Origin of the sequence: Haloarcula marina (assembly GCF_024218775.1) — an archaeon.
Taxonomy (GTDB): domain Archaea; phylum Halobacteriota; class Halobacteria; order Halobacteriales; family Haloarculaceae; genus Haloarcula; species Haloarcula marina.
Genome location: NZ_CP100404.1, coordinates 35,340 through 60,364, shown reverse-complemented (window position 1 = coordinate 60,364; position 25,025 = coordinate 35,340). Strand labels below are relative to the sequence as shown.

Sequence of the window (25,025 nt, the reverse complement as noted above, 5' to 3'; positions counted from 1 at the left end):
ACCAATGAGGCTACCGCTCGCCGCGTCGCGGGCGGACGCCGAAACGGGGTCCTGCCCATGGCCGGTGCGCGGTGGCTCTCGGCGCTCGTGCGGCCATCGTGCCCAACATGTTGGGCACAGTCTGAACGCTGCCACTGACGTACCGCAACGTATGGCTCGAACCGACCACACGCCGGACGAACGGCCCGCCCGAACGGGCGTGCAACGTGCTCTCTACTCGCTGGTCGCCCTCTCGATGGTGCTCGGCGCGGCCCATCACGTCGACCACGTGGTCAGAGGGAACCACGTCGGCTGGCCGATAACGGGGCAGGTGAACCCCTTCACGTACAGTCTCGTCGTCTATCCGGTCGTCGCTATCGGACTCGTCCTGACGCTGTCTGGCCGCGCCGGGAACCGGTACTGGGCCGCCTTTTTCGCGCTCAGTACGGCGATGCTCGCCTACTTCCACGTCAGCCCGTGGGCCGTCGAACCGCCCCGCGACGTGATACTGCCGTACGCCGACCCGGCGGTCGGCTACGCCGCGTTCGCAATCTTGCTCGCGCTCATCGCGTCGGTCATCGTCGGGTCGGCGTACGCGACCCTGCGCTGGTACCGGGGGACGGCATGAGGCATGGCCCGACGGCCGACGACTGGGGCGGCCCGGCGCGACGTTTATCGACCGACGGGTCCAACGGAGGACCGAGATGGTGGGTCGACGACGCCGACGGCCGCCGCGGGAGGGGTCGCGTTGATACGCGCTCGCTTCCGACTGGCGCTCCGGTCGGATATCTGGGCCGCGACGGTGTCGACGGCGTTCCCGGACGCGACGCTTCGACTGCTCACGGGCGTCCCGATGGGCGACCGGGCGCTGGAACTGGGGGAGGTTCGCGCGGCCGACGCCGAGGCCGTCGTCGACGCCATCGACGCCCACCCAGACATCTCCGAGTACCGGACGCTGTGGGCGGACGACCGGCGCGCCATCGGCCAGTACGAGGCCGTCGAACAGGGCCTCTACGAGTTCCTCTGGGCCTCGTCGCTCCCGCCGGAGTTCCCCATCGTCGTCGAGGACGGCGTCATGGAGTTCGACCTGACGGCGACCCGCGCGCAGTTCGAGGCGTTCGGCGACGCACTCGACGCCGACGACCACGACTACGAACTGCTGTCTGTCGTCCACGCCGCCGAGGGCCGGGACCCGCTCACGACGCGCCAGCGCGAGTGCGTCACCGCGGCCCTCCGTCGGGGCTACTTCGAGGTCCCGCGCCGATGTACCCTCGCGGACGTCGCCGCCGACCTCGGCGTCGACACGTCGACGGCCAGCGAGACCATCCGCCGAGCCACCGGCCGCGTGATGGAGCAGTTCCTGCTGGGCGACGACTCCCTGTGAGGCGGTGCGGGCCACCGACGACGGGCGGCGGTCGCTCGTGACCGCGTCGTTCCCGTGGCGACGTTCGACTCATCGGGCGGCACACCTCCTGCTTGCCCTCGCGTTGGGCGCGTTCCTCTACTCACCGCTCCGCACGGTGCCGACGGCCGTGCTGGCGGTTCAGGCCGTCGGCTTCCCGCTGCTGGCGCTCTCCGGTCTGCTCCTGTGGCGAGGGCCGCGGCTCAGACGGTGGTACCGCGACCGGTCGTAGACGGCGCTCGCACGGCGGCGAGCTTAGTTCGTCTTCGCCTCTCGGGCGCCAAACCGATGCAGGCGACACGAGCGTCGCCTTAGTTCGTTTTGGCGTCCGTCTCCTCCCCCGGTTCGACCGCATCGACACCCTCAGCGGCCTCGACGTGGTCGGTCGCTTTCTCGGTGTCGACGTGCCAGCGCTCGACCGACTTGTCGTAGTCGGCCAGTTGGTTCGAGACGCGCATCTTCAGGTCGTCGTCGTTGACGTTCACCTCGAAGACGTACTCGGGCCGGTCCTCCGTCCCGGTGCGCTGGAGGTTCGCGCTGACGAGTTCGTTGTCGAAGTAGTACGGCGCGATTTGGGTCATCACGTTCTTGTAGACGGCGTCCTCGACTTTCCGGAGCGCCTTCCGACCGACGGAGTCGGCCGCGCGGGCGACGTAATCGACCGATTCGCCCCACTTGTCGATGGCCTCGTCGGGTTCGTCCAGATTCTCGTAGGACTCGCTCAACTTCTCGCCCGCTTTCTGGAGGTCCTCGTCGGGATCTTTGCCCGCCTGTTCTCCCTTCCCCTCGTCGACGCTGGCTTGCTCTGCGGTCTTCTCGTTGACGTCCTCGTCGAGTCGTTCGTGGCTCTTGGGTCGCCACTCGTCGAACTCGTCTAAGGCCGCCTCGTCGATGTCCGCGTCGATGTCGGAGTCGGCAAACAGGTCTTTCAGCGCCTGCGTGATTCGTTCGCCGTGCTCGACGGCGTCGACCCACCCGCCTCGTGTCTTGAAACCGGAAACGCTCTCTTCGATATCTGCCATGATAGAACGGAACTAGCGACGATAGTCTCGTATCGTGCTTGACAAGACCCTTCTCGCTCTGGCCGATTAAGCGTTTCTGCCGAGCGGCGGCGGCCACTTATCCGTCTCGCCCACGTACGTGACGGCGACATGCCATCCGCACTGTTCGTCGTCAGCGAGCACGGCTACTGGGGCGAGGAATGTATCGAACCGCTGACCACGCTCACGGACGCGGGCGTCGACATCACCGTCGCGACGCCGTCGGGCGACCCGCCGGTCGTCGACGAGCGGTCGGTCGACCCCGAGGAGGTCGGCGAGGAGACGGCGGCGCACGTGATGGACGTTCACGAGAACGACGAGCGACTCAACGACCCGACACCCATCGCGCGAGTCGACGCCGCCGACTACGACGCCGTCGTCTTCCCTGGCGGCCACGGCACGGAGTGGGACGTGAACCAGGACAGCGACGCCCGCCGACTCCTCCGCGATGCCGTCGAAGGTGAGCACGGCAAGGCGCTCGTCGTCTGCCACGCCGTCGGGATTCTCGCCTTCACCCGCGACGGCGACGGGGACTTCCTCGTCTCCGGCCGGTCTGTCACCGGGTTCCCGAACGCGTGGGAGGAGGGAATCGTCGACGAGAACGACCTGATGCCCGACGGGCGCAAACTCCCCTACTGGGTCGAAGACGAGGTGAAAGCCGCCGGTGCCGACTGGGACGCCGAACTCGACGCGGACACGAGCGTCACCGTCGACGGTGACCTTATAACTGCACGCGGGCCGCCGTCGTCGTCGGCCGCCGCCCGAACGCTCCTCGAGGAACTGGGCGTCGAAAGCCCGGCTTAAGCAAACGGGAACGTCGCCGTCTCTCGGTTTTCTCACCGTCTGGTACTGCTGCCGTCTCCCCGTTTTAGCCACTGCCTCTCCGTGTAACGAGTGCATAGCTTAGTGCGTTCCCGGTGACAGTTGTTTGACGTATGTCAGAAAAATCCACGCGGCGGCGGTTCCTTCGCGGTGCTGGCTTGGCCGGTGCGGTCGCGCTCGCCGGATGCGGCGGCGGCGACGGCGGCGACGGTGGCGACGGCGGCGACGGCGGGGCCGAGACCGAGACGACCGCCGGCGGCGACGGTGGCGACGGCGGCGACACCGAGACGACCGAGAGCGGCGACGGGGGGAGCGGCGATACGCGCCTCTCGTGGCACGCTGGCGGGACCGGCGGGACGTACTTCCCGCTCTCGAACGAGTTCAAAGCCGTCGTCGAGGACAACACGGAGTTTACCCTCAACGTCCAGTCCACGGGGGCGAGCGTCGAGAACGTCGGGAACTTGGCGAGCGGCGATGCCGACTTCGCGCTCATCCAGAACGACGTCGCGTACTTCGCGAAGAACGGGACCGGTATCGAGGCGTTCCAAGGCAACGCCATCGAGAACCTGATGGGCGTGGCGACGCTGTACCCCGAAACCATCACCGTCGTGACGCTGGCAAACACCGGCATCACGCAACTGTCGGACCTCGCGGGGGCCACCATCAACACCGGTGACCTCGGGTCCGGGACGCAGGTCAACGCCAACCAGATTCTTGAGGCGGTCGGCATCACCGACTTCACCGAACAGAACGCCTCGTTCTCGCAGGCGGCCGACCAGTTGCGAAACGGGGACATCGACGCGGCGTTCGTCGTCGGCGGGTGGCCCGTCGGCGCTATCGAGGACCTCGCCAACACGAACGACCTCGTCATCGTCCCCATCCGAGGGGACAACCGCGAGGCGGTCAAGGAGGCGGCGTCGTGGTTCGCCGACGACACCATCCCGGGAGGGACGTACACCGGCGTCGGCCAAGCCGTCGAGACGGTCGCCGTCCAGGCGATGATCGCGACCAACGCCGAGCAACCCGAGGCGACGGTCGAGACGGTCACGGCGGCCATCTTCGACAACGTGGACCAACTCACCATCAAGACGGACTTCATCAGCAGGGACTCGGCACAGGACGGGATGTCCATCGAACTGCACCCCGGTGCGGCGGCGTACTTCGACGCCTAAGCCGCCGTGGTGTCGCCCGTCGCGCTCGCACACCGACCGACGCTCGCCCCGTGACATGAGTCGCTACGCCGTCGCACTGGCCGTCATCGCGGTGCTCGCACTCGGTACGGCCTCGGCAGTCCCGACACAGCGAGTCCTCGTCGTCGAGGACACCGAGACGGGCGAGACGTATCTCCAGACCCCGGTCGAGAACGGGACGACCGTGGCCTTGGAGTACACCCACAGCGTCGAGAAGACTCGCGTCTACGACGGCTACACCGTCCGCGGCGACCGACTCGTCATGACTCGGATGGAGTTCGAGTCCTACGGGTGGGGACTGCCCAGCGGCGCGAACGTCACACGCGAGAACGGGACGCTCGTCTACGACCCGCCGGGTTCGTACGCCCGCGTGACCGTCGCTCCCGGGTCGGTGGCCGGCCACCGCCTGCACGTCGGGACGGAGACGTACGACTTGGTCGCACTCTCGGACGAACGGGCGGTCGACCTCCACCTCGCCCGCCGCCCGGCGCTCGCGACCATCACCGACCAACTCGAATCATGACCACGACGAACCCAGCCGACGACCCCGAGGAACCGGCCACGGAGGAGACGATTAGCGACGAAGAGGTCGACGAAGTCCTCCAAGAGATAGAGCGAAAGCGGTCGCTTCGGTGGCCCGCGACGCTCGCCGTCGCCGTCGTCGGCATCGCCTTCTCGCTGTTCCAGATGTGGCTCGCGGCGAAGGGGTTCGTCCTCGCCATCGAACTGCCCGGCGTGGGCGAGATTCAGTTCGCGGCGCTCCAACTGCTCCAGATAAACGCCATCCACGTCACCTTCGGCCTCGTCCTCGCCTTCCTGCTGTACCCCGGGACGACCGGTGACGGGCCGATTTCCCGGCGGTGTATCGCGCTGGCCGACCGCCTCGACGAGCGACTCGGGGCCGACCACCCCGTCTCGCGGGCGGTCCACGCCGTCGGGGGCGTCCTCGCGTGGTTGTTCCTCGACCCGGAGTTCGAGCGCGTGACGCCGTTCGACGTGGTGCTGATGATAATCGCGGGCCTGTCGGCGGCGTACTTCATCACGGAGTTCAACGAGATTCAGAACATGCGGGTGTTCGGCCTCGAGTCCGGCCGCCCGATACAGGAGGTGTTCACCTTCCTCGAACCCATCGCCGGGGTACTGGGACCGCTGGCGGACACCTCCTACGCGTTCGTCCTCGGGGTCGTCGGCGTGTTGCTCGTCCTCGAAGCCACCCGGCGGGCCATCAGCCTCTACCTGATGGTCATCGTCGCCGCCTTCGTCGTCTACGCGCGGTGGGGCTTTCTCATCCCGCAGAACGCCGCCTACGTCGGTGTCCTCTCGATTCCGCCGCTTGACTGGTCTTCCATCGTCCAGAACCTCTGGTACAACACCGAGAACGGGGTGTTCGGGATTCCGGTCACCGTCTCCGTCCAGTTCATCTACATCTTCATCCTCTTCGGCGCGTTCCTGGAGATGTCCGGGGCCGGCCAGTGGTTCATCGACCTCGCGTACGGGGCGACGGGGACCCGACGGGGCGGTCCGGCGAAGGCGTCGATTCTGGCCAGCGGCTTCATGGGCACCATCTCCGGGTCGTCTATCGCCAACACCGTGACGACGGGGGCCTTTACCATCCCGCTGATGAAGCGGTCGGGGTACCGCCCGGAGTTCGCGGGCGGCGTCGAGGCCTCGGCGTCCTCGGGCGGGCAGATTCTCCCGCCGGTGATGGGGGCCGCGGCGTTCCTCATCGTCCAGTACACGGCGACGCCGTTCCGGGACGTCATCATCGCGGCGGCCATCCCCGCCATCGTCTTCTTCTTCGGCGTCTGGGTGATGGTTCACTTCGAGGCGACCAAGCGCAACATCGGTGGGCTGGACCCCTCGGAACTGGTGAACATCCGCCAACACCTCAAGAGCGGGTGGTTCTACCTCGTTCCCATCGGCCTCCTGCTGTACTACCTCATCATCGAGCGTCTCTCTGTCGCCCGGTCGGCGTGGTTCACGCTCATCGCCATCGGCGCGCTGATCGCCCTCGTGGCGGCCTACAGCGACGAGACGCGCGGGCGTCTCGGGGCCGTCTTCGCGGCCCTCTTCGTCGCGAACTTCACGGCGCAGTTGCTCACCGGCGTCGGGTTCCTCGGTGCGCTGTTGGGTGGCGGGACCGGGCCCACGTCGGTGCAGGCGGCCTTCGGCGCCACCGTCGGCGGCCTCGGCGGGATGGCCATCGTCGCGGGCGTCGTGACGCTGGCGACCCGGCCGCACCTCGAATCTCCCATCCTCTCGTTCGACAACGCCGTCGACGACGCCGCCGTGACCACCGCGGAAGTCGTCGGCCGCTCTGACCTCGCACAGAACGGGCTGTACCGCCTCGGGGTCTTCCTCGGGAAGTCCATGGAGAGCGGCGCGCGAACCGCGGTTCCGGTGGTTATCGCCGTCGCCGCCGCGGGCATCATCCCCGGCGTCATCAGCGTCTCGGGCCTGGGCCCGAATCTGGTGGCGCTCATCCGGGCCGTCGCCGGCGGGTCGCTCGTGTTGCTGTTGCTGGTGACCGCCATTGCCTCCATCATCCTCGGGATGGGGATGCCGACGACGGTGACCTACATCATCCTCGTCTCCCTGCTCGCACCGGCGCTGGTGCAGTTCGGGGTCCCCGAACTCGCGGCCCACCTCTTCATCCTCTACTTCGGGGTCATCGCCGACATCACACCACCGGTGGCCGTCGCGGCCTACGCGGCGTCGGGGGTGGCCAAGTCCGACGCCTTCCAGACCGGTATCGAGGCGTTCTCCCTGTCGCTGAACAAGGCCATCGTCCCGTTCGCGTTCATCCTCGCGCCCGGCATCGTCCTCTTGCGGCGGAAGGAAAACGCCGCGGAACTGCCGCTGGGCGAGCAGTACCGAGTCGTCCAACTGGCGGACTTCGCGGACCTCGGGTTCGCCATCTTCGAAGTCGCCATCCCCGTAATCGGCGTGTTCGTCGGCGTCGTCGCGCTGGCGGCGACGGTCATCGGGTTCGTCGAGGCCTCCGTCTCGCGGGGGCAACGGACGGCGTTCGCGGTCAGTTCCCTCCTGCTGATGGCCCCGGGACTGGCCGTCTCGGCGCTCGCCGACGTGCTCGGTGTGCTGGGAATCGCCAGTGGTATCGAAGTCACCCTCGTCGTCGACATCGGCCTGCGGGCCGTCGGGATGGTCCTGTTCCTCCTGTTGCTGGCGGAGAACCGCCGCCGCCGGGAACCGGCCACAGACACGGCTGGCACGCCGGACCCGGCCTGACCCGAGCGCCGTCAGGATTTAATCACGGCGCGTCGACTGTCTCGGTATGACAATCGAAGAACGCGGCAACGCCTCGCTGGTCACCCACGCCCTCGCGGTGGACGAACTCTCGCGACTGCGCGACGTGGAGACCGAACAGGTCGAGTTCCGGAAGGGACTGGTCCGCCTCGGCCGCATCTGCGGCTACGAGATAATCGACGGGCGGATGGAGACCGAGTACACCGAGATACAGACGCCGCTGACGACGACGATGGGCCAGCGCGTGAAGGGGCTCGACGACGTGGTCATCGTCAACGTCCTCCGGGCGGCGACGCCGTTCGTCGAAGGCCTGCTGAAGGCGTTCCCGCGCGCTCGACAGGGCGTCATCTCCGCCAGTCGCGACGAGTCGGCGGGAATGGGCGAAGACGGGGAGTTCCCCATCTCCATCGACTACGTGAAACTGCCGGACATCCAGCCCGAAGACACCGTCATCGTCGCCGACCCGATGCTGGCGACGGGGTCGACGATGACCGCCGTCCTCGAACACATCACCGAGGGCGCGCCGGACCCGGAGCGACTCGTCGTCCTCTCGGCGGTGGCCGCGCCGCCGGGCATCGTCCGCGTCTCCGAGGCGTTCCCCGACGTGGACCTCCTCACGGTGGCTATCGACGACGAACTCGACGACGACGGCTTCATCGTCCCCGGCCTCGGCGACGCCGGGGACCGGGCCTTCCGCACGGACTGACCCGAGTCTCGACTCGACATCCTTTTACATAGGGTCGCACAACGAGGTGACACCACGGAGTGTTCGTCGGCTGTCGAACCCCTTCTCTTCAGTTGGAAAATCAATAGACAGCGACCGTTTTCGACTTCCACCGGAAACGCCGTCCGACGCGCGCATGACGACTCATGGTGGGCCGAAACTCGTCGCCTGTCGAACACCGCGCCGTCGTCACTCGGAATCCGAGTCGATATCGGCCCGCCCGCTGGTCGCGCTCCGAATCCGGTCGCGCAGGTCTGCGCCCTCGGATTTCGGGACGCGAACGGCGAAACTCACGTCCGCTTCGTAGTCGGCCTCGAACTCGACGCCGACCGACTCCAGTAGGCCGCGGACGCTCCCGGAGTCGTCGTACTCGACGGTCACCGAGAAGCGCTCGTGGGGGACTTCTTCGACGACGCCCGCCGCGTCGACGCCGTCCTTCACGGCGCGCGAATACGACCGGGCCAACCCGCCGACCCCGAGGTTCGTCCCGCCGTAGTAGCGGGTGACGACGGCGACGACGTTCTCCAACTCGCGTTGCTGGAGGACGTTCAGCGCGGGTTTGCCCGCGCTTCCGCTCGGTTCGCCGTCGTCGCTGGAGTACTCCCGGAACGGCGAGGCCCGCACGCGGTAGGCCGGGACGTTGTGGGTCGCGTCGGCGTACTCCGCGGAGACGGCATCGACGAACGCCTCGGCCTCGGCGACCGTCTCCGCGGGGGCGACGTGGCCGATGAACTCCGAGCCTTGCACCTCGAAACTGGCCCGCGCGCGCTCGCCGACGGTCAGATATGCCTCCGACACGGGTCGCGGTACGTCCGGCGGGCGAATAGCCCTTATCGTTCGCCGTCGTCCGCGTCGCCCGCCGCTCGCGTCCCCCACATCCGCTTGTCCAGCACCCGGACCGCCATCCCGTCGAAAACGCGCAACTGACAGGACAGGCGCGGGTAGCCGAAGCGGTCGGCGAGGTCGTCGTGCCAGTGGTCGGGGTCGGGCGGGTCGGCGACCCGGACGCCGCAGGTCGCACAGAGGCCCCGACCGCCGCAGTTCAGGCGACGGGCGTAGCGGCCGTGCGGCGAGACGCCCGCGTCGAGGAGTACGTCGCGGAGCACCGCCCCCGCGTCGGCGTCGATACGGCGGGTCTCGCCGTCCGGCAGTTCGACGGTGACGGTGGCAGTCTCGGCCATCTCAGGCCAGTTCGATGGTCCGAACGAACGGCATGTCTCGAATCTCGGTGATGAGGTCGCCGGGCAGTTCCTCGTCGGTGATGACGTACAGGCGCGGTTCGTCGGTGAACTCCGGGTCCTCCGAGAAGACTTGGCGGACGGAGATGCCGCGGTCGGCGATAGCGCCGGTCACCGTCGCGACGATGCCGGGTTCGTCGGCCGCGCGAACGGCGACGGTGATGGCGTTCAGGTCCAGGACGGGGGCCAAATCGAGGAGGCTCGGGACCGCAGAGATGTTCCGGAAGATGCGGCGCAGTTCCTCGTCTTCGAGGATGGCGTCCGTCGTCGCGTTGACGACCCGCCGGTCGACGCCGACTTCCCGGGCGATACCGGTGTTCGGTATCTCGATGCCGCCGGAGACGACGCGGCCCTCCTCGTTGACCGAGAACCCGCGTTCGAGCAACAGGCGGATGACCGACTGCTGGCCCGGCGAGTCCTCGAACTTCGCCATTATCTCGTCGAACATGCTCGGAGCCACGGGTGCCTCCGATAATATTTCACCGCTTGCGCCGCCGATACTGGCCCAACGTATTTCTCTGTGTGTCGAAAGGGTTCGAGTGTGTCACATCCACTCGCGCGCGTCGGGGGCGTCGTCGGTCTCGCCGGTCTCGTCGGCATCGTGGCGTTCGGGACCCGTTACGGCCGCGATTCGCCGGTCGCGGCGCTCCTCGGTCTCGGCGACGGAACCGGTGCGTTCGTCGTGAGCGTGGGCTTGCTCGCGACGGGCGTCGTCCTCGTCGACCGGTTCTGGGAGCGAGAAAGCGCCGACGGGGGCGACTGAGACGCGCTACAGTTCGCCCTTCGTGCTCGCCACGTCCGAGCGGCGCTCGTCGATGCGGGTCGCGTCGTCCAAGGCCCGCGCCAGTCCCTTGAACAGCGCCTCTATCTCGTGGTGGGCGTTCTCGCCCTCGACGCCGCAGTGGAGGGTGAGTCCGGCGTTGGTCGAAAGCGAGCGCCCGAAGTGTTTCGCCATGTGGCTGGTCATCCCGCCGACCCGGCCCTGCGAGAACTCGCCGTCGAAACGGTAGTACGGGCGCCCCGAGATGTCGACGACGACGCTGGCGACGGCCTCGTCCAGCGGGACCTTGCGGTCGGCGAAGCGGACGATGCCGCGCTTCTCGCCGAGCGCTTCGCTGAAGGCCTCGCCGAGCGTGATAGCCACGTCCTCGACGGTGTGGTGGTCGTCGATTTCCAAGTCGCCGTCGCAGGTGACCGTGAGGTCGAACAGGCCGTGCGTGGCGAAGGCGTCGAGCATGTGGTCGAAGAAGCCGATGCCGGTGTCGACTGTCGAGTCGCCCTCGCCGTCGACGTCGAGAATCACCTCGATGTCCGTCTCGGCCGTCTCGCGCGTCACGGCCGCGGTGCGGTCGGTCATACCTCCACTCTCTCGGGCCGTCTATTTGGGAATTGTGTCACCGTGGGGAGCGCTCACGACTCCTGTGCGCTCCCGGCGACGAACCACGCCACCAACAGGAGCGCCAACAACGCACACAGCGGAATCGCCAGGAGGCGCATCGCGCGGACGATGTCCGACCCGCTGATGACGAACCCCATCGCGGCGGGGACGGCGGCGATACCGGCCGAGGAGGTGACCGCCGCCATCGCGTTGACCGGGGCGCTGTGTTCCGGAACCGCTTCGGTTCCGTACGCCAGCATCGTCGGGTAGATGCCCGACAGCGTCAGGCCGATACCGAAGTAGCCAGCCAGCAGACCGTACCCGTCCGCGAGGAAGAACGTGTACGCGAAGATGGGGATGGTCAGCGCAGTCAGGGCGACGCTCAGGCGGACGTACCCGAACCGCTCCGAGAAGCGCCCCGAGAGGAATCGGCCGGGGATGTAGCCCGCCAGCAGGACGGACAGCGACGCCGTCGCCAACGCGTCGGAGAGGCGGCCCTGTGCGAAGGTGGTCAGCCACGTGAAGAGTCCGCCCTCGAACCCGGCGGAGAGGAACAGGCCGACTGCCATCGCCAGCACTTCGGGTCGGCGGCCGATGCGGCGTAACTCCGCGAGGTCCAGCGGGTCGTCGCCGCCCTCGACGTCCGGCGTCGGGAGGACGAGGACCAACAGCGTGAGGGGGACGAACGCGAGGCCGAGCGCAAAGTAGGCGTAGCGCCAGTTGTTCGCGGCGACGGCGGCGGCGACGAGCAACGGGCCGAACACCGCGCCGACGGCCCACATCATGTCGTAGTACCCGAACAGGCGGCCACGTTGGTTCGGATAGAGGTGGCTCAACAGCGGGCGGTCGGTCCCGCGACCGACGCCGCTGAACACCCCGCGCCCGAGCAACGCCGCCAGAAAGAGGACGAACGACGGCACGAGTCCCATGGTGAAGATGCTGATACCCGTGCCGACGACACCGATGAGGAGCAGTCGGCGGGTGTCTAGCCGGCCCGCGACGGCCCCGACGAGCATCACGACGGTGAGAAAACCGAGGGTCCCCGCTGGCGCGACTAACCCGAGTTGCCAGTCCGGGACGCCGAACGCCTGGCGGAGCGACGGGATGACTGCCCCGCGAATCTGGAGTGCCGCCCCCAGCAGTGCGACGTACCCGAAAGTGACCACCGTCCACCACCGGCGACTCGTCCGCTGGGCGTCGCTCTCGTGGTCCGCCTCCGTTTCGCATCCGGTGGCCGTCTCGCCCATACGTAGCCCTGCACGCACTGGTGGAAAAATATTTTGTATGTAGTCGAACAATCCTCTCCCATGACAACGGACGCCCTTCGGGAGCATCTCGGAACCTTCGGCCTCTCGGAGAAGGAGATAGCGGCGTATCTGGCTATCTTGCGGGCTGGCGAGGCGACGACGGGCGAGGTGTCGCGGGCCGCCGACGTGTCGCAGGGGTACGTCTACGACATCGCGAGCGCGCTCGCCGACCGCGGCCTCGTCGCTATCGACGAGACGGCCAGTCCGACGGTCCTGCGCGCACAGCCGCCCGAAGAGGCCGTCGAGTCGCTGTCGGCCCGCTTAGCGGAGGTGGGCGACCACATCGAGACGCTGTACGCCGAACCCGAGAGCGACGGGGCCGCCGTCGAGGTGGTCCACTCGCGGGCGACGGTCCGGAAACGCGCGAAGAGCGCCATCGACGCCGCCGAGCACGAGGCGTTCCTGACTATCCCGTTCCCGGAACTCGACCACCTCTCGGCGTCGCTCGCGGCCGCGCGCGACCGCGGCGTGTTCGTCTATCTCTTGCTCGTCTCGCCGCTCGACGACCCCGACGGTATCGCGTGGGAGACGGTCGCCGACGTGGGGAAGACCTGGGGGATGCCCGGTCCGGTCCACGTCGTCGTCGACAGGCGGCGGGGGCTGATGGGGTCACACGGCGTCCTCTCGGGCCGCCACGGGTCGGAGTACGCGCTCGGCTTCGACCAGCGCGACATCGCGGGCGCGTTCTACGGCAACGCCGTCAGCAACTTCTGGCCGATGGGCGAGACGCAGTACGTGCGCGACCCGGACCCGCTCCCGGCGACGTACACGTTCTTCCGCACCGCCGTGACGAACGCGGCGCTCCACCGCGCGGCGGGCCGGGACCTGCTGGCGGACGTGACCCTGCGGGACGTGACGACGGACGAGACGGCGACCTACGAGCGCGTCCCCATCGTCGACGTGCGACAGCGACTCGTCGGCGACCCGACCAACGAGTTCCCCATCGAGAACAGTCTGGAGTTCGAGACGCCCGACGGCCGACTCGCGGCGGGCAACGGCGGCGGCGGTATCGTCCCGTTCTACGAGGGGTACGCCGCGGAGTCGGTGACGTTGTACGAAGCGTAGCGAGGGCCCGAGCGAAGCGAGGGGTCTCGACAAAGCGCAGCGGGGAGCGGAGTGACCCGCGAGCAGTAACGAGGGGCGCGCGACTGATGGGAGCGTGACCCTCGAAGCGACGCGGTGAGTGAAACGACCCGCGGAGTAGTAGCGAGGGGTCTCGAAGAGGTGTAACTCTGCGCAGGCAAGCCGCTTTCAGGCCCGTTCCTCGACGGCGGCCATCGCGTCTTCGAGGGTGAACGCGCCTTCGTACAGGGCGCTCCCGACGACGACGGCCGCGGCACCGGCGTCTTCGAGCGCCAGCACGTCGTCGACGGTGGCGACGCCGCCGCTGGCGACGACGGGGATGTCGACGGCCTCGACGAGTCGGCGAACGGGGTCGGTCCGGACCCCCTCCAGTTGGCCCTCCACGTCGACGTCGGTAAAGAGGACGCCGCCCGCACCTAACTCGGCGTAGCGCTGGGCGGCCTCGGCGGGGTCCAGTCCCGTGCCCTCGGTCCACCCGGCGACGACGACTTCGCCGTCTTTGGCGTCGAGGCTGACGAGGACGCTCTCGGGGTGCTGGCGGCTGATGTCGGCGACGATGTCCGGGTTCTCGACGGCGGCGGTCCCGAGGATGACGCGGTCGACGCCCCTGTCGAGCAGCGAGACGGCGTCCTCGGCCGTGCGGATGCCGCCGCCCAACTGCACGGCCACGTCCTCGCCGACGGCGTCCAAGACGGCGTCGATGGCGTCCGCGTTCTCGCGCTCACCCTCGAACGCGCCGTCCAAGTCCACGAGGTGGAGGGTGCGCGCGCCCGCCTCGACCCACCGCTCGGCGGCGGCGACGGGGTCACCGTAGGTCTTCTCGGTACCGCGTTCGCCGCCCACCAACTGGACCACCTGTCCGTCCTGCATGTCGACGGCCGGGACCACCTCGAACTCCGGGAACATGGGCGAGGCTGGGACGGCGGCGGTCGAAAGCGTGTCGGTCCGCGGCGTGGGTGGGCCCGGAGAGAGTCCGTCGTGTCTCGGTCCGTTCCATCCCCACGTTTTTACGCTGGCATGGGAATTGTCACACATGGAAACTGGAATCCCCATACTCACACCGCTGGCCCGTCGGCTCGAAGCCGTCATGTTCGGGCGGTACGAGGCCCAGTATCGGTTGTTCGCACAGGCCGTTCTGGTCGTCGCGGTCGGCCTGTCGCTGGCGTGGGGAGCAGTCGCGTTCGGTATCGTCTCGGTGGGGGCTGGCACGGCGTCGATGCTGGCGACGGCCGCGAGCGTCGCCGTCTCGGCGTTCGTCGTCGTCGGCATCCTCCAGTTTCTCGTGTTGGCGAACGTCCTCGAACGGACCAACGAGGACGTCGCGACCAAGGCCGCCGAACTGGAACAGGCGGCAGAGCAACTCGAACAGACCGCCGAGGAACTGGAGACCACGGCGGGGTCGGTCGAATACGCGGCCGAGACGGTCGACGAGGCGGCCGCGGAGGTCGAACAGACGGCAGACGACGTCGAACAGAGTGCCGACGAGGTAGAGCGGACGGTCGACGAGGTCGAGCAGACCGCCGAAGAAGTCGAACAGACCGCCACGGAGACCGGCGACGAGGCGGCCGCCGAGAAGGTGACGGCGGTGAAAGACAAGACGACGGACGTGAAAGACACGACGACGGCGGTCAAGGACAAGGCGACGGAAGCCAAGGACAAGACGACGGACGTGAAAGACAAGACCAGCGACGCCAAACGAACCGCCGAGTCCGTCTCCGAGGAGGTCGAAGCGGCCAAGGAAACCGCCAGCGAGGTCGAGGAGACGGCCGCCGAGAAACGCGAACGACTGGCCAACGCCGACGCCGACGCCGAGGACGAGTCGAACGGGCAGTAACCTCGCCTGGCTGTGGTATCGGCACACACCGGGACCGCTGTCGGTAGCCTTTACCGCGTCCCCGGCATGGACCCTGTATGGTTGAGGTTCTCTTCGCGCTCGGACTCGTCGTCGCCGTCTTCGTCGGGTTCAATATCGGTGGTTCCTCTACAGGTGTGGCGTTCGGCCCCGCCGTCGGGAGCAACACCGTCTCGAAGTTGACGGCGGCGGCGCTGATGACGGTGTTCGCGTTGGCTGGGGGGTTGCTGGTCGGTCCCGCCGTCGTCGAGAGTCTGGGGAGCGACCTCGTGACGACCCCGTTTACCCCCCTGATTAGCATCGTCGTCCTCTTCTTCATCGGGTTCGCGCTGTTCCTCTCGAACGTCGCTGGCGTCCCCGCTTCCACCTCGATGACGGCGGTCGGTGCAATCGCGGGGCTGGGCCTCGCCCGACAGACGCTGAACGCGAATCTGATGCTCGAAATCGTCTCCTGGTGGCTCGTCTCGCCCATCATCGCCTTCTGGGTCAGCGGCGTCATCGGGCGGTACTTCTACCCGCGACTGGTCGAGTGGTTCGCCGTCTCCCAGAGCGAGGGGGCGCTGCTGAACATCGACCGCTCGGGGGCACTCCCGCGCCCGGAACTCGGCGAGAACACGACGCCGCGGGAGTTCGTCGGGACCGCCGTCGTCATCGGTATCGGCTGTTACATGGCGTTCTCGGCGGGGGCGTCGAACGTCGCCAACGCAGTCGCACCGCTGGTCGGCAACGGGTCGCTGAACATGTACCCGGCCATCCTGCTGGGCGGCAGCGCAATCGGACTGGGGGCGTTCACTATCGCCCGCCGCACGATGGACACAGTGGGCAACGACCTCACAGAGCTGCCCCTCGTCGCCGCCATCGTGGTCGCCTCCGTCGCGTCGACCATCGTCACCTTCCTCTCGGCGCTTGGCATCCCCGCGAGTTTCGTCATCATCGCGACGATGAGCATCGTCGGCCTGGGGTGGGGCCGGGCGACCCGCACGACGCGCCTCTCCGATACCGTTCACGGCGAGGTTCCGGCGGCGTCAGTGGGGTCGTTGACGGCCGACGACACCCCGACCGTCGGGGACCAGACGGAGACGCCCGACCACCCACAGCCAATCGGCGAGGAGTCCCGCGAGGACGTGCCGAAAGCATCGGACTTGTTCGAACCGGGAACGACCGCTCGCGTCATCTTCCTCCAGAACGTCGTCCCCTCCATCGCGACTATCGCCGCCTATCTCGTCTTCCGATTCCTCCCGGTGTTCTGACCCGCTCGCCGTCCCTCACAATCGTTCATACTCCCGGTCTGAAGGGCAAAGTCTAACAAGTCGGCCTCCGAACCACGCAGGTGATGCCCACGGTAGAGTACCTTAACTACGAAGTAGTGGACGACAACGGCTGGGACATGTACGACGACGACGTCTTCAGTGAGGCCGCGGACATGGACCTCAGCGACGAAGACTACGGCTCCCTCGAAGTCAACGAAGGGGAATACATCCTCGAAGCCGCCGAGGCACAGGGCTACGACTGGCCCTTCTCGTGCCGTGCCGGTGCCTGTGCGAACTGTGCCGCAATCGTCCTCGAAGGCGACATCGACATGGACATGCAGCAGATTCTCTCCGACGAGGAAGTCGAAGAGAAGAACGTCCGTCTGACCTGCATCGGCAGCCCCGACGCCGACGAGGTCAAAATCGTCTACAACGCGAAGCACCTCGACTACCTGCAGAACCGCGTCATATAACGCTGTTCTGCGGTTTTCACCGCTTTCTGACCGGACAGCCGTTGGCTCGCCGAGGTACTGCCACCGGAACCATTAGGGCCGTCCCCGTCTGACTGGTGGCCGTGCTGGGGTCGATACCGGACCTGTTGCGACTGCTCGCCGTCCCCGTCTTCGGGTGGACGGCGTACCGCGACGTGAAGACCCGGCGGGTCCCCAACCGGACGTGGCTTCCGCTGGCGGCGCTTGCGGTCGTTCTCCTATTCTGGGACGCCTACGCCGTCTTCACCGGTCCGACCGGCGGACAGGCCTTCTTCATCCGCGTCGCCATCAGTCTCGGCATCGTCGCGCCCCTCGCGTACGGGTTTTGGCTCATCGGCGGGTTCGGCGGGGCCGACGCGAAGGCGTTCATGCTCGTGGCCGTCCTCTTTCCCGTCTATCCGGTGTACTACCTCCCGACGACGGCCCTGCCGCTGGAACCGTCGGCGCTGGGGGTCTTCTCGCTGACCATCCTCTCGAACACCGTCCTCGCGGGCGTCGTCTATCCGCTCGGCGTGGCCGTCAGCAACCTCGTCCGCGGTCGGTTCTCGCTGGCGATGTTCATCGGGAAACCGGTCGCCGTCGACGAGATTCCCACGGAGTACGGCCGTCTGTTGGAGACGCCCGACGGCTTTACCCGCGGCGGCCTGGACCTCGACGCCCTGCGGATGTACCTCCAGTGGCGCGGGACGACGCTGTCGGCGGTGCGCGCCGACCCCGAGAGCCACCGCGACCCCGACTCGCTCCCGCGGGTCCCGAACGACCCCGGCGACGGCGCGATAGCGACCGACGGCGGGGAATCGAGCGACGCGAGGCGACCCTCGTCGGAACCCCGTTCCGACGGCGGCGTCGCCGAAGCGACGGCTGGAACGACGGCCGAGACGGCGGCCGACGAACCCGCAGACCAGTGGGGTGCCGAGCGTTTCCTCGACGACATCGAGGGGTCCGCCTACGGCACGTCGCCCGAACAGTTACGCGAGGGGCTGGCAGTGCTGGTCGCGAGCGAGGAAGTGTGGATTTCGCCCGGCATCCCCTTCCTCGTCCCGATGTTCGCCGGACTCGTCGTCTCGCTCGTCTACGGCGACGTGCTGTACTCGCTGCTCTCGCTGGTCGGGTTGGCCTAACGGGTCCGCGCCGCGGCACTTCTAGACGTGACAAAAGACCTATCTCCGGGACGGGCCACCCAGAGAGTATGACCGACGTAACGCTCGCGTTCGACGAGAACGAGTACATCCCCGCCGTCGCCCAAGACGCCGACTCCGGCGAGGTGCTGATGCTCGCCTACGTCACCGAGGAGGCCCTCGAACGGACCCGCGAGACGGGCTACGCCCACTACTACTCCCGCAGTCGCGACGAACTCTGGAAGAAGGGTGGGACCAGCGGGCACACACAGGAGATAGCGGAGGTCCGGGTCGACTGCGACGGCGACGCCCTGCTGTATCTCGTCGACCAGTCGGGCGGGGCCTGTCACACCGGCTACGAGTCCTGTTTCTACCGCACCGTCGACGGCGAGACGGTCGGTGAACGGGTGTTCGACCCCGACGACGTGTACTGATGGCCGACGCTGCCGCGGACCTCCACGCCGCCGCGAGCGAGCGCGAGCGGACCCGAGCGCGGGTCGAAGACGTCGGCGAGGACCGGCTATGGGACTGCCGCGAGGCGTACCGGGAGCTTCGTGACCTGCTGGACCGCTACGAGGACACGGCGACCGGGAGCGGGAACTTTCAGGCGTTCACCGAGTTTCAGGGTGCCGTCGCGGGCCTCACCGAGGAGTTGGACGAGGACCTGCCCGAACGGGAGACGTTCCAAGCCATCGACGAGAGCCTGCAGAAACGTCGACTCACCGAGAGCGACTTCGAGGCGGCGCGGCGGAAACTCGACCCGGTTCGGGACGTGGTCGCCCGCCTCGACGAGTGGGAACAGGCCCGCGAGGCGTACGCCGAGGCCCGAAAGGACGCCCGCCGCCGACTGGGCCGACTGGACGACCGAATCGTCGAACTCGAACGCCTCCAGCGACTCGGCGAGGCGGACCTCGACGCGCCCGTCGAGCGGTTACGGGAGCCACTCGAGGACTACGACGAAACCGTTCGAGCGGCGTTCCGCGAGTTCCGACACGACGCGTCCGCGCGGGAGCTACTGGCGGTAATCGAGCGGGCCGACGCCTATCCCTTGGTCGACTTCCGGTCCCCGCCGGAGGAACTGCTCGCCTACGTCCGCGACCACGACGCCGGGACCGAACCGCTCCCCACGCTGCTGGAGTACGCTGACTACTCGGCGTCGAAACTCGACCACTACGTCGACGACACGACGGCGCTCAAGCGGGCCGTCGCCACCCGACAGACCTACCTCCGAAATCTGGACGCCGACCCGGTGACGGTGGGGTGGCCGCCGCCGCCCGCCGACCACCTGCCGTGGCTGGTCCGCGAGTATCGGTCGGTCGTAGTAGGGTTCGCCGACGACGACGTGGTCGAGAAGCTACGCGAGGTCCGGGCGCTCGCCGACCGCGAGGACTACGGTCGACTGCGAGAGAGCGCACTGGCCCGGTCGGACCTCACCGACGACGAGCGGGACCGACTCGCGAGCGGGGCCGTCGAGCGCGAACTGGCGTCGGCGCGGGAGGAACGAGCGGCTATCGAAGACGCGCTGGACGAGTACGACCCGCTCTAACGCTCGGTGGCGGCGACCATCTCACCGGCGAGTTCTTCGGCGCGTTCGGGCGCGCGGGCCTCGGCGTACACCCGGACGACCGGTTCGGTCCCCGACGGTCGAGCCAGCACCCAGCCGTCGCCGTAGTCGAGTCGCCAGCCGTCGGTCGTGTCGAGGTCGGCGACGGCCTCGCGGGCGTGGGCCTCGATGCCGTCGAGCATCGCCTCGCGGTCGGCCTCCGTCTCGACGCGGAGGTTCCGACGGACGTTGTAGTAGTCGGTATAGGGTTCGACGACGTCGCTCGCGGGCGCGTCGGCGAGCAGTTCACAGAAGCGCGCGGCGGTGTACGCCCCGTCGCGGGCGATGCGGTAGTCGGGAAAGAGGATGCCGCCGTTGCCCTCGCCTGCGAGGGTGACGTGGGTGCCCTCCGATTCGAGTCTGCGGATGCGGCTGACGATGTGAGTCGACCCGATGGGCGTCAGCGACAGCGTCGCGTCGGCGGCCTCGACCACGTCGACGAGGCGCTGGGAGGCGTTGACCGCCGAGACGACGCCCTCGCCCGCGTCGAGTTCCGCGGCCGCAAGCGCGGCGATGGCCGCGTCGCCCTCGATGTGATTCCCGCGCTCGTCGACGAACATCGCCCGGTCGGCGTCCCCGTCGTGGGCGATACCGAGGTCCGCGTCGGTCGATTCGACGTACGCCCGCAGGTCTTCGAGGTTCGCGGCGACGGGTTCCGGATCGCGGCCGGGAAAGTGACCATCTGGCTGGGCGTTGACGGTGTGGACCGTACAGCCGAGTTCCCGAAAGAGGTCGGGGCTGGTCAGCGACCCCGCGCCGTGGCCCGGGTCGACGACCACGGTGAGGTCGGCGTCGGCGATTCGCTCGCGGTCGACGGCCCCCACCACGTCTTCGCGGTACCGCCGGCGCGCGTTCTCTATCGAGCGGTCCTCGCCGACGGCGTCCCACGGGACCTGCGCCGCAACGTCGCCGTTGAGCGCGGCCTCGACGCGGTCTAGAGTCCCGCGGGCCAACTCCACGCCGTCGCCGCCGACGAGTTTCACCCCGTTGTACGCTGGCGGGTTGTGACTCGCCGTGACCATCAGGCCGGGAATCCCCTTGCGCTCGCAGTGGGCCTGCAATCCCGGCGTCGGAACGACGCCCAACCGGTCCACGTCGAACCCCGTTCCGGTGAGGCCGCTCGTGGCGGCGTTGGCGTAGGTCCGCCCCGTGGTCCGTGTGTCCCGCGCGACCGCCACTCGGTCGTACTCGTCGCGCCAGACGCTCCCGGCGGCCTCTGCAACCCGCGAGACGTACCGCGGCGTCAACTCTTCGCCTGCGACGCCACGGACGCCGCTCGACCCGAACACGTGCATTCGACCGGGTGTGGGTGGCCGACCGGCTTAGGAATGTCGGCGCTAGCTCGATTTGTCGGCTCTGGAGACGGTTTCCGCGTCACGAAGGGGACTGAAGTCTCTCGGAACAGCCAGCAAGCCCCGCGCGTCCCGGCTCGCGCGACTCGTTGTGCGCTTCCCTCACTCACTTCGTTCGCTCGGTGCAGTGGTTGCGTCGTCCTGTTTCGACCGAGACGCTCGCCCCTTTCAGTCCCACTCGGTTGATTGTTCCACGGGGCGGGGGCTGTACTAACTCCCAGTTTCGTTCCCAGCGACAACCGCACCGACTGCTACGCGATTCCAACAGCCATTAGCCACCGGCCCGCAGACACCCCTGTATGGCAAACGACGAACTCATCGCGGCGCTCCGGGACGCTGACGCCGTCAAGTACGGCGAGTTCGAACTCTCGCACGGCGGCACGTCGAACTACTACGTCGATAAGTACGTCTTCGAGACGAACCCGCGGTGTCTGGAACTCATCGCCGAAGCCTTCGCCGAGCGAGTCGCGGACACGAAACTCGCTGGCGTCGCCTTGGGCGGGGTGCCGCTGGTCGCGGTCACCAGCGTCGAGACGGGCCTGCCCTACGTCATCGCCCGCAAGCAACAGAAGGAGTACGGCACGGCCAACCTCATCGAGGGCGAACTCGACGAGGGCGAGGAAGTCGTCGTCATCGAGGACATCGCGACGACGGGCCAGAGCGCTATCGACGCCGCCGAGGCCCTGCGCGACGCTGGCGCGACGGTCTCTCGGGTGCTCGTCGTCGTCGACCGGGAGGAGGGCGCAAGCGAGAACCTCGCGGCCCACGACCTCGAACTCGAATCGCTGGTCACGGCGTCGGACCTGCTGGCCGACGCGCCCGAAGACGTCGACGCGTAACCTGACGAACGAGTCGGTTGAGCGACTATTACTTGCCGTTCTCGCCACGCTTAAGCCGGTCTATACAGTGATTCGGGTAAATGGCTGGTACACTGGACGAACTGTTCGACCTCGACGGACACGACACCGACGTACGGACCGAGGTGCTCGCGGGGATTACGACGTTCCTGACGATGAGCTACATCGTCTTCCTCAACCCCGTTATCCTCACCGCATTCCCGGACGACAACACGCCCGGCGGCATCGCCATCGCCGGGTTCTCGCCGGCGGAGGTGCTGCAGATGCTCGCCGTCGTCACCATCATCTCCTCGGCTATCGCGATGCTGGTGATGGCGTTCTACGCGAATCGGCCGTTCGGCCTCGCGCCCGGACTGGGCCTGAACGCGTTCTTCGCTATCACCGTCGTCGGCGTCCTCGAGGTGCCGTGGCAGACGGCGTTGGCCGCCATCGTCGTCGAGGGAATCATCTTCATCATCCTCACCGCCGTCGGCGCGCGTGAGTACATCATCCAACTGTTCCCCGAACCGGTGAAGTTCGCCGTCGGGACGGGTATCGGCCTCTTCTTGGCCATCATCGGCCTCGAAGCGATGGGCATCGTCGTCGACGACCCCGCGACGCTCGTGGGACTGGGCCGCATCGCCAGCGAACCCGTCGCAATCCTCTCGGTCGTCGGCCTGTTCCTCACGTTCGTCCTGTACGCGGCGGGCCTGCGTGGCTCCATCATCGTGGGCATCCTGCTGACGACGGTTCTCGGCGCGCTCGCGACGTTCGTCGGACTGGCCGAACCGGGCGTGCTGGCGACCGAAGCGGTCCGCAACGGCGGCTTCGATGCCTCCCGCCTCGCCAGCGCGCAGTACGACATCACGCCGCTTGCGGGCGCGTTCATCGATGGCTTCGGAGAAGTCGAGGCCTTCTCCTTTGCGCTCATCGTGTTCACGTTCTTCTTCGTGGACTTCTTCGACACCGCCGGGACGCTCGTCGGCGTCGGGCAGGCCGGTGGCTTCCTCGACGAAAACGGCGACTTCCCGGACATCGACAAGCCGCTGATGGCCGACGCCGTCGGGACCACTATCGGCGGGATGCTCGGCACGTCGACGGTGACGACGTACATCGAGTCCGCGACGGGTGTCGAAGAAGGCGGTCGGACCGGCCTGACGGCGCTGGTCGTCGCGGGCCTGTTCGTCGCCTCGCTGGCTATCGTCCCGCTGGCGACGGCGATTCCGCTCTACGCCTCCCACATCGCGCTGGTCGTCGTGGCCGTCCTCTTGATGCGCAACATCGTCGACATCGAGTGGGATAACTTCGCGCACGCCGTGCCCGCGGGCCTGACCATCATGGTGATGCCCTTCACCTACTCCATCGCCTACGGCATCGCCGCCGGTATCGTCTCGTACCCCATCGTCAAGACCGCACAGGGCGAGTTCGACGACGTGCTCGTCGGCCAGTGGGTGCTGGCCGCCGCGTTCGTGGTGTACTTCGTCGTCCGCACGGGCGGCGTCCTCACCAGCACCGTCTGAGAACGCCTCTGCTCGCGGCGCACACACCACCGACGCGCTTTTTCCGGTCGCCTGTCTATGCTCGGTGAGATGGCGAACCTCGAACTGTACGAACTGGAAGGTTGTCCCTACTGTGCGAAGGTCATCAAGAAACTCGACGAACTCGAACTGGAGTACGAGTCCCACATGGTCCCGCGCTCGCACGACGAGCGCACCGAAGTCAAGGAGGTGTCCGGACAGACGGGCGTCCCGGTCCTCGTCGACCCGGACCACGGCGTCGATGGGATGCCCGAGTCCGACGACATCGTGGCGTATCTCGAAGAGACGTACGGTAGCGGCGCGGCCTGAAATCATCCCGTTCGCTCGCGCCGTTCGCGAACGGTAGTTTTCGCCGCCGTCAGAGCGACGCTCTGACGAGCCTTGCTTCGCTTCGCTCAGCAAGACCACGTTTTTCGACGAGCGGTTCGGAGCCACGCGACGAACCCGAGGACGGAAAAGGTGGGACCGAGACGTACGGTAGCGGCGCGGCCTGCGTAGTCGGCCGCCGATTTTCGCGTCTGTCCGTCGGGTAGCGACGGCTACGCGAGTTCCTCTTCTTCGGGGTCGACGCCGCGGTCCATGATGAGGTCGCGCAGGTCGTCTGCGTCCTCTATCTCCTCCATCTCGGCCTCCTCGATGAGCGCCGTTCCGTCGACGGACTCGCGGGTGAGTTCGTCGACGACGTACACCGACCGGGTGCGGGTGACCTCGCCGACGGAGGACATGATGCGCGCGCGCTTCTCGGCGGCCTCGGTGAACGCCGAGTGACCGGTCAGCACCTGCTCGCGCCGCCGGGCGTTCTCGTTGACCGTCTTGAACGGCGCGCGGTCGGTGGGGTGGACCTCGAAGCCGATGCGGGTGAAGACGGTGGCGATGGGTTCGTCCTCCGGGGCCACGTCGGGGTCTTCGGGCGTGGGTTCGTCGTCCCGGATGTCCTCGGTCCCCTCCAAGACGCTGACGGGCGCGGTCAGCGGCGCCTCGAACAGTTCCTCTAACTGCGCGGCCACCTCGACGGAGGCGTCCATCCCGTCCTCGTACTTCGAGACGGTGCGTCGGGAGACACCGAGTTCCTTCGCTAAGCGACCGAGCGACCACTCTTTCTCCTCGCGGACGTCGGCGAGAACTTCGGAGTCGATGTTGACGTACAGGCCGCCCGGCGCGGCGTAGATGAGCGGCGGGACTTCCTCGACGAAGAGGTCCATCGCGGTATCGGGCGAGAGGACCGGGACGCCGTGGCGGAAGTAGACGACGCCGGGTTTCAGGTCTTCGTCGCGGGTACGGAGGCCGACGACGATGGGCGTGGCGTTCAGGTAGGTTCCGAGTCTGCGCATCTCGCCGCCCGTCCGGGCGTCGAAGGCGTCGATATTGCCCAGTATCTTCACGAGCAATACGTCCTCACCGCGGCGGGCCGCGATGTCGAAGCTCTTCGGTCGAATCGCACACCGGTCGCTCACGAGGAATCCAGCGTCCTCGAGCATGGCGGTGACGTTGCCGACCAGTGCGGACCGTGACATAGTGGTCTGTACCTCTATTGGGTCGTAAGCCATTCAGGCAT

The 25,025-nt window shown here is 67.6% G+C and carries 28 protein-coding genes; 19 read left to right on the top strand and 9 right to left on the bottom strand.

The annotated features are described in order from the left end of the window. Nucleotides 1-151: 151 nt before the first annotated feature. Genes NJQ44_RS00335 through NJQ44_RS00325 form a run of 3 tightly spaced genes read left to right on the top strand, consistent with a single transcriptional unit; the run spans nt 152 to nt 1,613 of the window. Nucleotides 152-607: a hypothetical protein gene (locus NJQ44_RS00335; protein ID WP_254272697.1), complete on the top strand. Its 456-nt coding sequence runs from the start codon at nt 152-154 to the stop codon at nt 605-607. Between the two features lie 3 nt (nt 608-610). Further along, nucleotides 611-1,363 (top strand): helix-turn-helix domain-containing protein, encoded by a 753-nt coding sequence (locus NJQ44_RS00330; protein ID WP_254272696.1) that lies wholly within the window; start codon nt 611-613, stop codon nt 1,361-1,363. A gap of 4 nt (nt 1,364-1,367) precedes the next feature. Continuing rightward, nucleotides 1,368-1,613, top strand: coding sequence for a hypothetical protein (locus NJQ44_RS00325; RefSeq protein ID WP_254272695.1), 246 nt, complete (start codon nt 1,368-1,370; stop codon nt 1,611-1,613). A gap of 79 nt (nt 1,614-1,692) precedes the next feature. Here NJQ44_RS00325 and NJQ44_RS00320 read toward each other — a convergent pair whose 3' ends face one another. Then, on the bottom strand, nt 1,693-2,403 hold the full coding sequence (locus tag NJQ44_RS00320; protein WP_254272694.1) for a DUF5828 family protein: 711 nt from the start codon (nt 2,401-2,403) through the stop codon (nt 1,693-1,695). A 129-nt stretch (nt 2,404-2,532) separates the two neighbouring features. On the opposite strand from NJQ44_RS00320, the gene NJQ44_RS00315 reads away from it, so the two are divergent. The 5 genes from NJQ44_RS00315 to upp all read left to right on the top strand — a co-directional run bounded on the left by NJQ44_RS00315 (nt 2,533) and on the right by upp (nt 8,406). Beyond that, nucleotides 2,533-3,225, top strand: coding sequence for a type 1 glutamine amidotransferase domain-containing protein (locus NJQ44_RS00315; RefSeq protein WP_254272693.1), 693 nt, complete (start codon nt 2,533-2,535; stop codon nt 3,223-3,225). A gap of 131 nt (nt 3,226-3,356) precedes the next feature. Continuing rightward, entirely contained in the window at nt 3,357-4,415 is a 1,059-nt protein-coding gene (locus tag NJQ44_RS00310) for a TAXI family TRAP transporter solute-binding subunit (RefSeq protein WP_254272692.1), read from the top strand. A 55-nt stretch (nt 4,416-4,470) separates the two neighbouring features. Then, entirely contained in the window at nt 4,471-4,956 is a 486-nt protein-coding gene (locus tag NJQ44_RS00305; RefSeq protein ID WP_254272691.1) for a DUF1850 domain-containing protein, read from the top strand. After that, nucleotides 4,953-7,682: a TRAP transporter permease gene (locus NJQ44_RS00300; RefSeq protein ID WP_254272690.1), complete on the top strand. Its 2,730-nt coding sequence runs from the start codon at nt 4,953-4,955 to the stop codon at nt 7,680-7,682. Before NJQ44_RS00305 ends, NJQ44_RS00300 begins: the two co-directional genes overlap by 4 nt. Before the next feature lie 46 nt (nt 7,683-7,728). Further along, the gene (gene upp, locus NJQ44_RS00295; protein ID WP_254272689.1) at nt 7,729-8,406 is read left to right on the top strand and encodes a uracil phosphoribosyltransferase; all 678 of its coding nucleotides are present in this window, start codon (nt 7,729-7,731) and stop codon (nt 8,404-8,406) included. A gap of 207 nt (nt 8,407-8,613) precedes the next feature. Here the strand turns inward: upp and NJQ44_RS00290 are convergent, their stop codons facing one another. Genes NJQ44_RS00290 through trpY form a run of 3 tightly spaced genes read right to left on the bottom strand, consistent with a single transcriptional unit; the run spans nt 8,614 to nt 10,110 of the window. Then, entirely contained in the window at nt 8,614-9,222 is a 609-nt protein-coding gene (locus tag NJQ44_RS00290) for an IMPACT family protein (protein WP_254272688.1), read from the bottom strand. A gap of 32 nt (nt 9,223-9,254) precedes the next feature. Then, nucleotides 9,255-9,605, bottom strand: a complete 351-nt coding sequence (locus NJQ44_RS00285) for a 2Fe-2S iron-sulfur cluster binding domain-containing protein (protein ID WP_254272687.1) — start codon at nt 9,603-9,605, stop codon at nt 9,255-9,257. A 1-nt stretch (nt 9,606) separates the two neighbouring features. Beyond that, nucleotides 9,607-10,110 carry a TrpY family transcription regulator gene (gene trpY / locus NJQ44_RS00280; RefSeq protein ID WP_254272686.1) on the bottom strand — a complete coding sequence of 168 codons (504 nt, stop codon included), beginning with the start codon at nt 10,108-10,110 and terminating at the stop codon, nt 9,607-9,609. A gap of 93 nt (nt 10,111-10,203) precedes the next feature. On the opposite strand from trpY, the gene NJQ44_RS00275 reads away from it, so the two are divergent. Next, nucleotides 10,204-10,425 carry a hypothetical protein gene (locus NJQ44_RS00275; RefSeq protein WP_254272685.1) on the top strand — a complete coding sequence of 74 codons (222 nt, stop codon included), beginning with the start codon at nt 10,204-10,206 and terminating at the stop codon, nt 10,423-10,425. A 6-nt stretch (nt 10,426-10,431) separates the two neighbouring features. Here NJQ44_RS00275 and hisB read toward each other — a convergent pair whose 3' ends face one another. Both hisB and NJQ44_RS00265 read right to left on the bottom strand, forming a co-directional pair. After that, nucleotides 10,432-11,019, bottom strand: a complete 588-nt coding sequence (gene hisB, locus NJQ44_RS00270; RefSeq protein WP_254272684.1) for an imidazoleglycerol-phosphate dehydratase HisB — start codon at nt 11,017-11,019, stop codon at nt 10,432-10,434. A gap of 53 nt (nt 11,020-11,072) precedes the next feature. Beyond that, nucleotides 11,073-12,287 carry an MFS transporter gene (locus tag NJQ44_RS00265; protein WP_254272683.1) on the bottom strand — a complete coding sequence of 405 codons (1,215 nt, stop codon included), beginning with the start codon at nt 12,285-12,287 and terminating at the stop codon, nt 11,073-11,075. 60 nt (nt 12,288-12,347) lie between these two features. On the opposite strand from NJQ44_RS00265, the gene NJQ44_RS00260 reads away from it, so the two are divergent. Continuing rightward, the gene (locus NJQ44_RS00260) at nt 12,348-13,412 is read left to right on the top strand and encodes a TrmB family transcriptional regulator (RefSeq protein ID WP_254272682.1); all 1,065 of its coding nucleotides are present in this window, start codon (nt 12,348-12,350) and stop codon (nt 13,410-13,412) included. A 186-nt stretch (nt 13,413-13,598) separates the two neighbouring features. Here the strand turns inward: NJQ44_RS00260 and hisA are convergent, their stop codons facing one another. Further along, nucleotides 13,599-14,336: a 1-(5-phosphoribosyl)-5-[(5-phosphoribosylamino)methylideneamino]imidazole-4-carboxamide isomerase gene (hisA, locus tag NJQ44_RS00255; RefSeq protein ID WP_254272681.1), complete on the bottom strand. Its 738-nt coding sequence runs from the start codon at nt 14,334-14,336 to the stop codon at nt 13,599-13,601. A 127-nt stretch (nt 14,337-14,463) separates the two neighbouring features. Here hisA and NJQ44_RS00250 point away from each other — a divergent pair, with 127 nt between their 5' ends. From NJQ44_RS00250 to NJQ44_RS00225, 6 genes are all read left to right on the top strand, one after another. Further along, nucleotides 14,464-15,264: a hypothetical protein gene (locus tag NJQ44_RS00250; protein WP_254272680.1), complete on the top strand. Its 801-nt coding sequence runs from the start codon at nt 14,464-14,466 to the stop codon at nt 15,262-15,264. Between the two features lie 77 nt (nt 15,265-15,341). Next, nucleotides 15,342-16,532 carry an inorganic phosphate transporter gene (locus tag NJQ44_RS00245; protein WP_254272679.1) on the top strand — a complete coding sequence of 397 codons (1,191 nt, stop codon included), beginning with the start codon at nt 15,342-15,344 and terminating at the stop codon, nt 16,530-16,532. Between the two features lie 83 nt (nt 16,533-16,615). Then, entirely contained in the window at nt 16,616-17,005 is a 390-nt protein-coding gene (gene fer1 / locus NJQ44_RS00240; protein WP_254272678.1) for a ferredoxin Fer1, read from the top strand. A 101-nt stretch (nt 17,006-17,106) separates the two neighbouring features. Continuing rightward, nucleotides 17,107-18,144, top strand: a complete 1,038-nt coding sequence (locus NJQ44_RS00235; protein ID WP_254272677.1) for an A24 family peptidase — start codon at nt 17,107-17,109, stop codon at nt 18,142-18,144. 68 nt (nt 18,145-18,212) lie between these two features. Beyond that, nucleotides 18,213-18,575 (top strand): phosphoribosyl-AMP cyclohydrolase, encoded by a 363-nt coding sequence (gene hisI / locus NJQ44_RS00230; RefSeq protein WP_254272676.1) that lies wholly within the window; start codon nt 18,213-18,215, stop codon nt 18,573-18,575. Then, entirely contained in the window at nt 18,575-19,687 is a 1,113-nt protein-coding gene (locus NJQ44_RS00225) for a DUF7118 family protein (protein ID WP_254272675.1), read from the top strand. Before hisI ends, NJQ44_RS00225 begins: the two co-directional genes overlap by 1 nt. On the opposite strand, the gene glmM is transcribed toward NJQ44_RS00225, so the two are convergent. Continuing rightward, nucleotides 19,684-21,039: a phosphoglucosamine mutase gene (gene glmM / locus NJQ44_RS00220; protein WP_254272674.1), complete on the bottom strand. Its 1,356-nt coding sequence runs from the start codon at nt 21,037-21,039 to the stop codon at nt 19,684-19,686. The two genes, NJQ44_RS00225 and glmM, sit on opposite strands and share 4 nt — an antisense overlap. A gap of 356 nt (nt 21,040-21,395) precedes the next feature. On the opposite strand from glmM, the gene pyrE reads away from it, so the two are divergent. From pyrE to NJQ44_RS00205, 3 genes are all read left to right on the top strand, one after another. Beyond that, nucleotides 21,396-21,935: an orotate phosphoribosyltransferase gene (gene pyrE, locus NJQ44_RS00215; RefSeq protein ID WP_254272673.1), complete on the top strand. Its 540-nt coding sequence runs from the start codon at nt 21,396-21,398 to the stop codon at nt 21,933-21,935. An 80-nt stretch (nt 21,936-22,015) separates the two neighbouring features. Next, nucleotides 22,016-23,452, top strand: a complete 1,437-nt coding sequence (locus NJQ44_RS00210; RefSeq protein WP_254272672.1) for an NCS2 family permease — start codon at nt 22,016-22,018, stop codon at nt 23,450-23,452. A 69-nt stretch (nt 23,453-23,521) separates the two neighbouring features. Next, nucleotides 23,522-23,779 carry a glutathione S-transferase N-terminal domain-containing protein gene (locus tag NJQ44_RS00205; protein ID WP_254272671.1) on the top strand — a complete coding sequence of 86 codons (258 nt, stop codon included), beginning with the start codon at nt 23,522-23,524 and terminating at the stop codon, nt 23,777-23,779. A gap of 230 nt (nt 23,780-24,009) precedes the next feature. Here NJQ44_RS00205 and NJQ44_RS00200 read toward each other — a convergent pair whose 3' ends face one another. Next, on the bottom strand, nt 24,010-24,984 hold the full coding sequence (locus tag NJQ44_RS00200) for a transcriptional regulator (protein ID WP_254272670.1): 975 nt from the start codon (nt 24,982-24,984) through the stop codon (nt 24,010-24,012). Between the last annotated feature and the right edge of the window lie 41 nt (nt 24,985-25,025).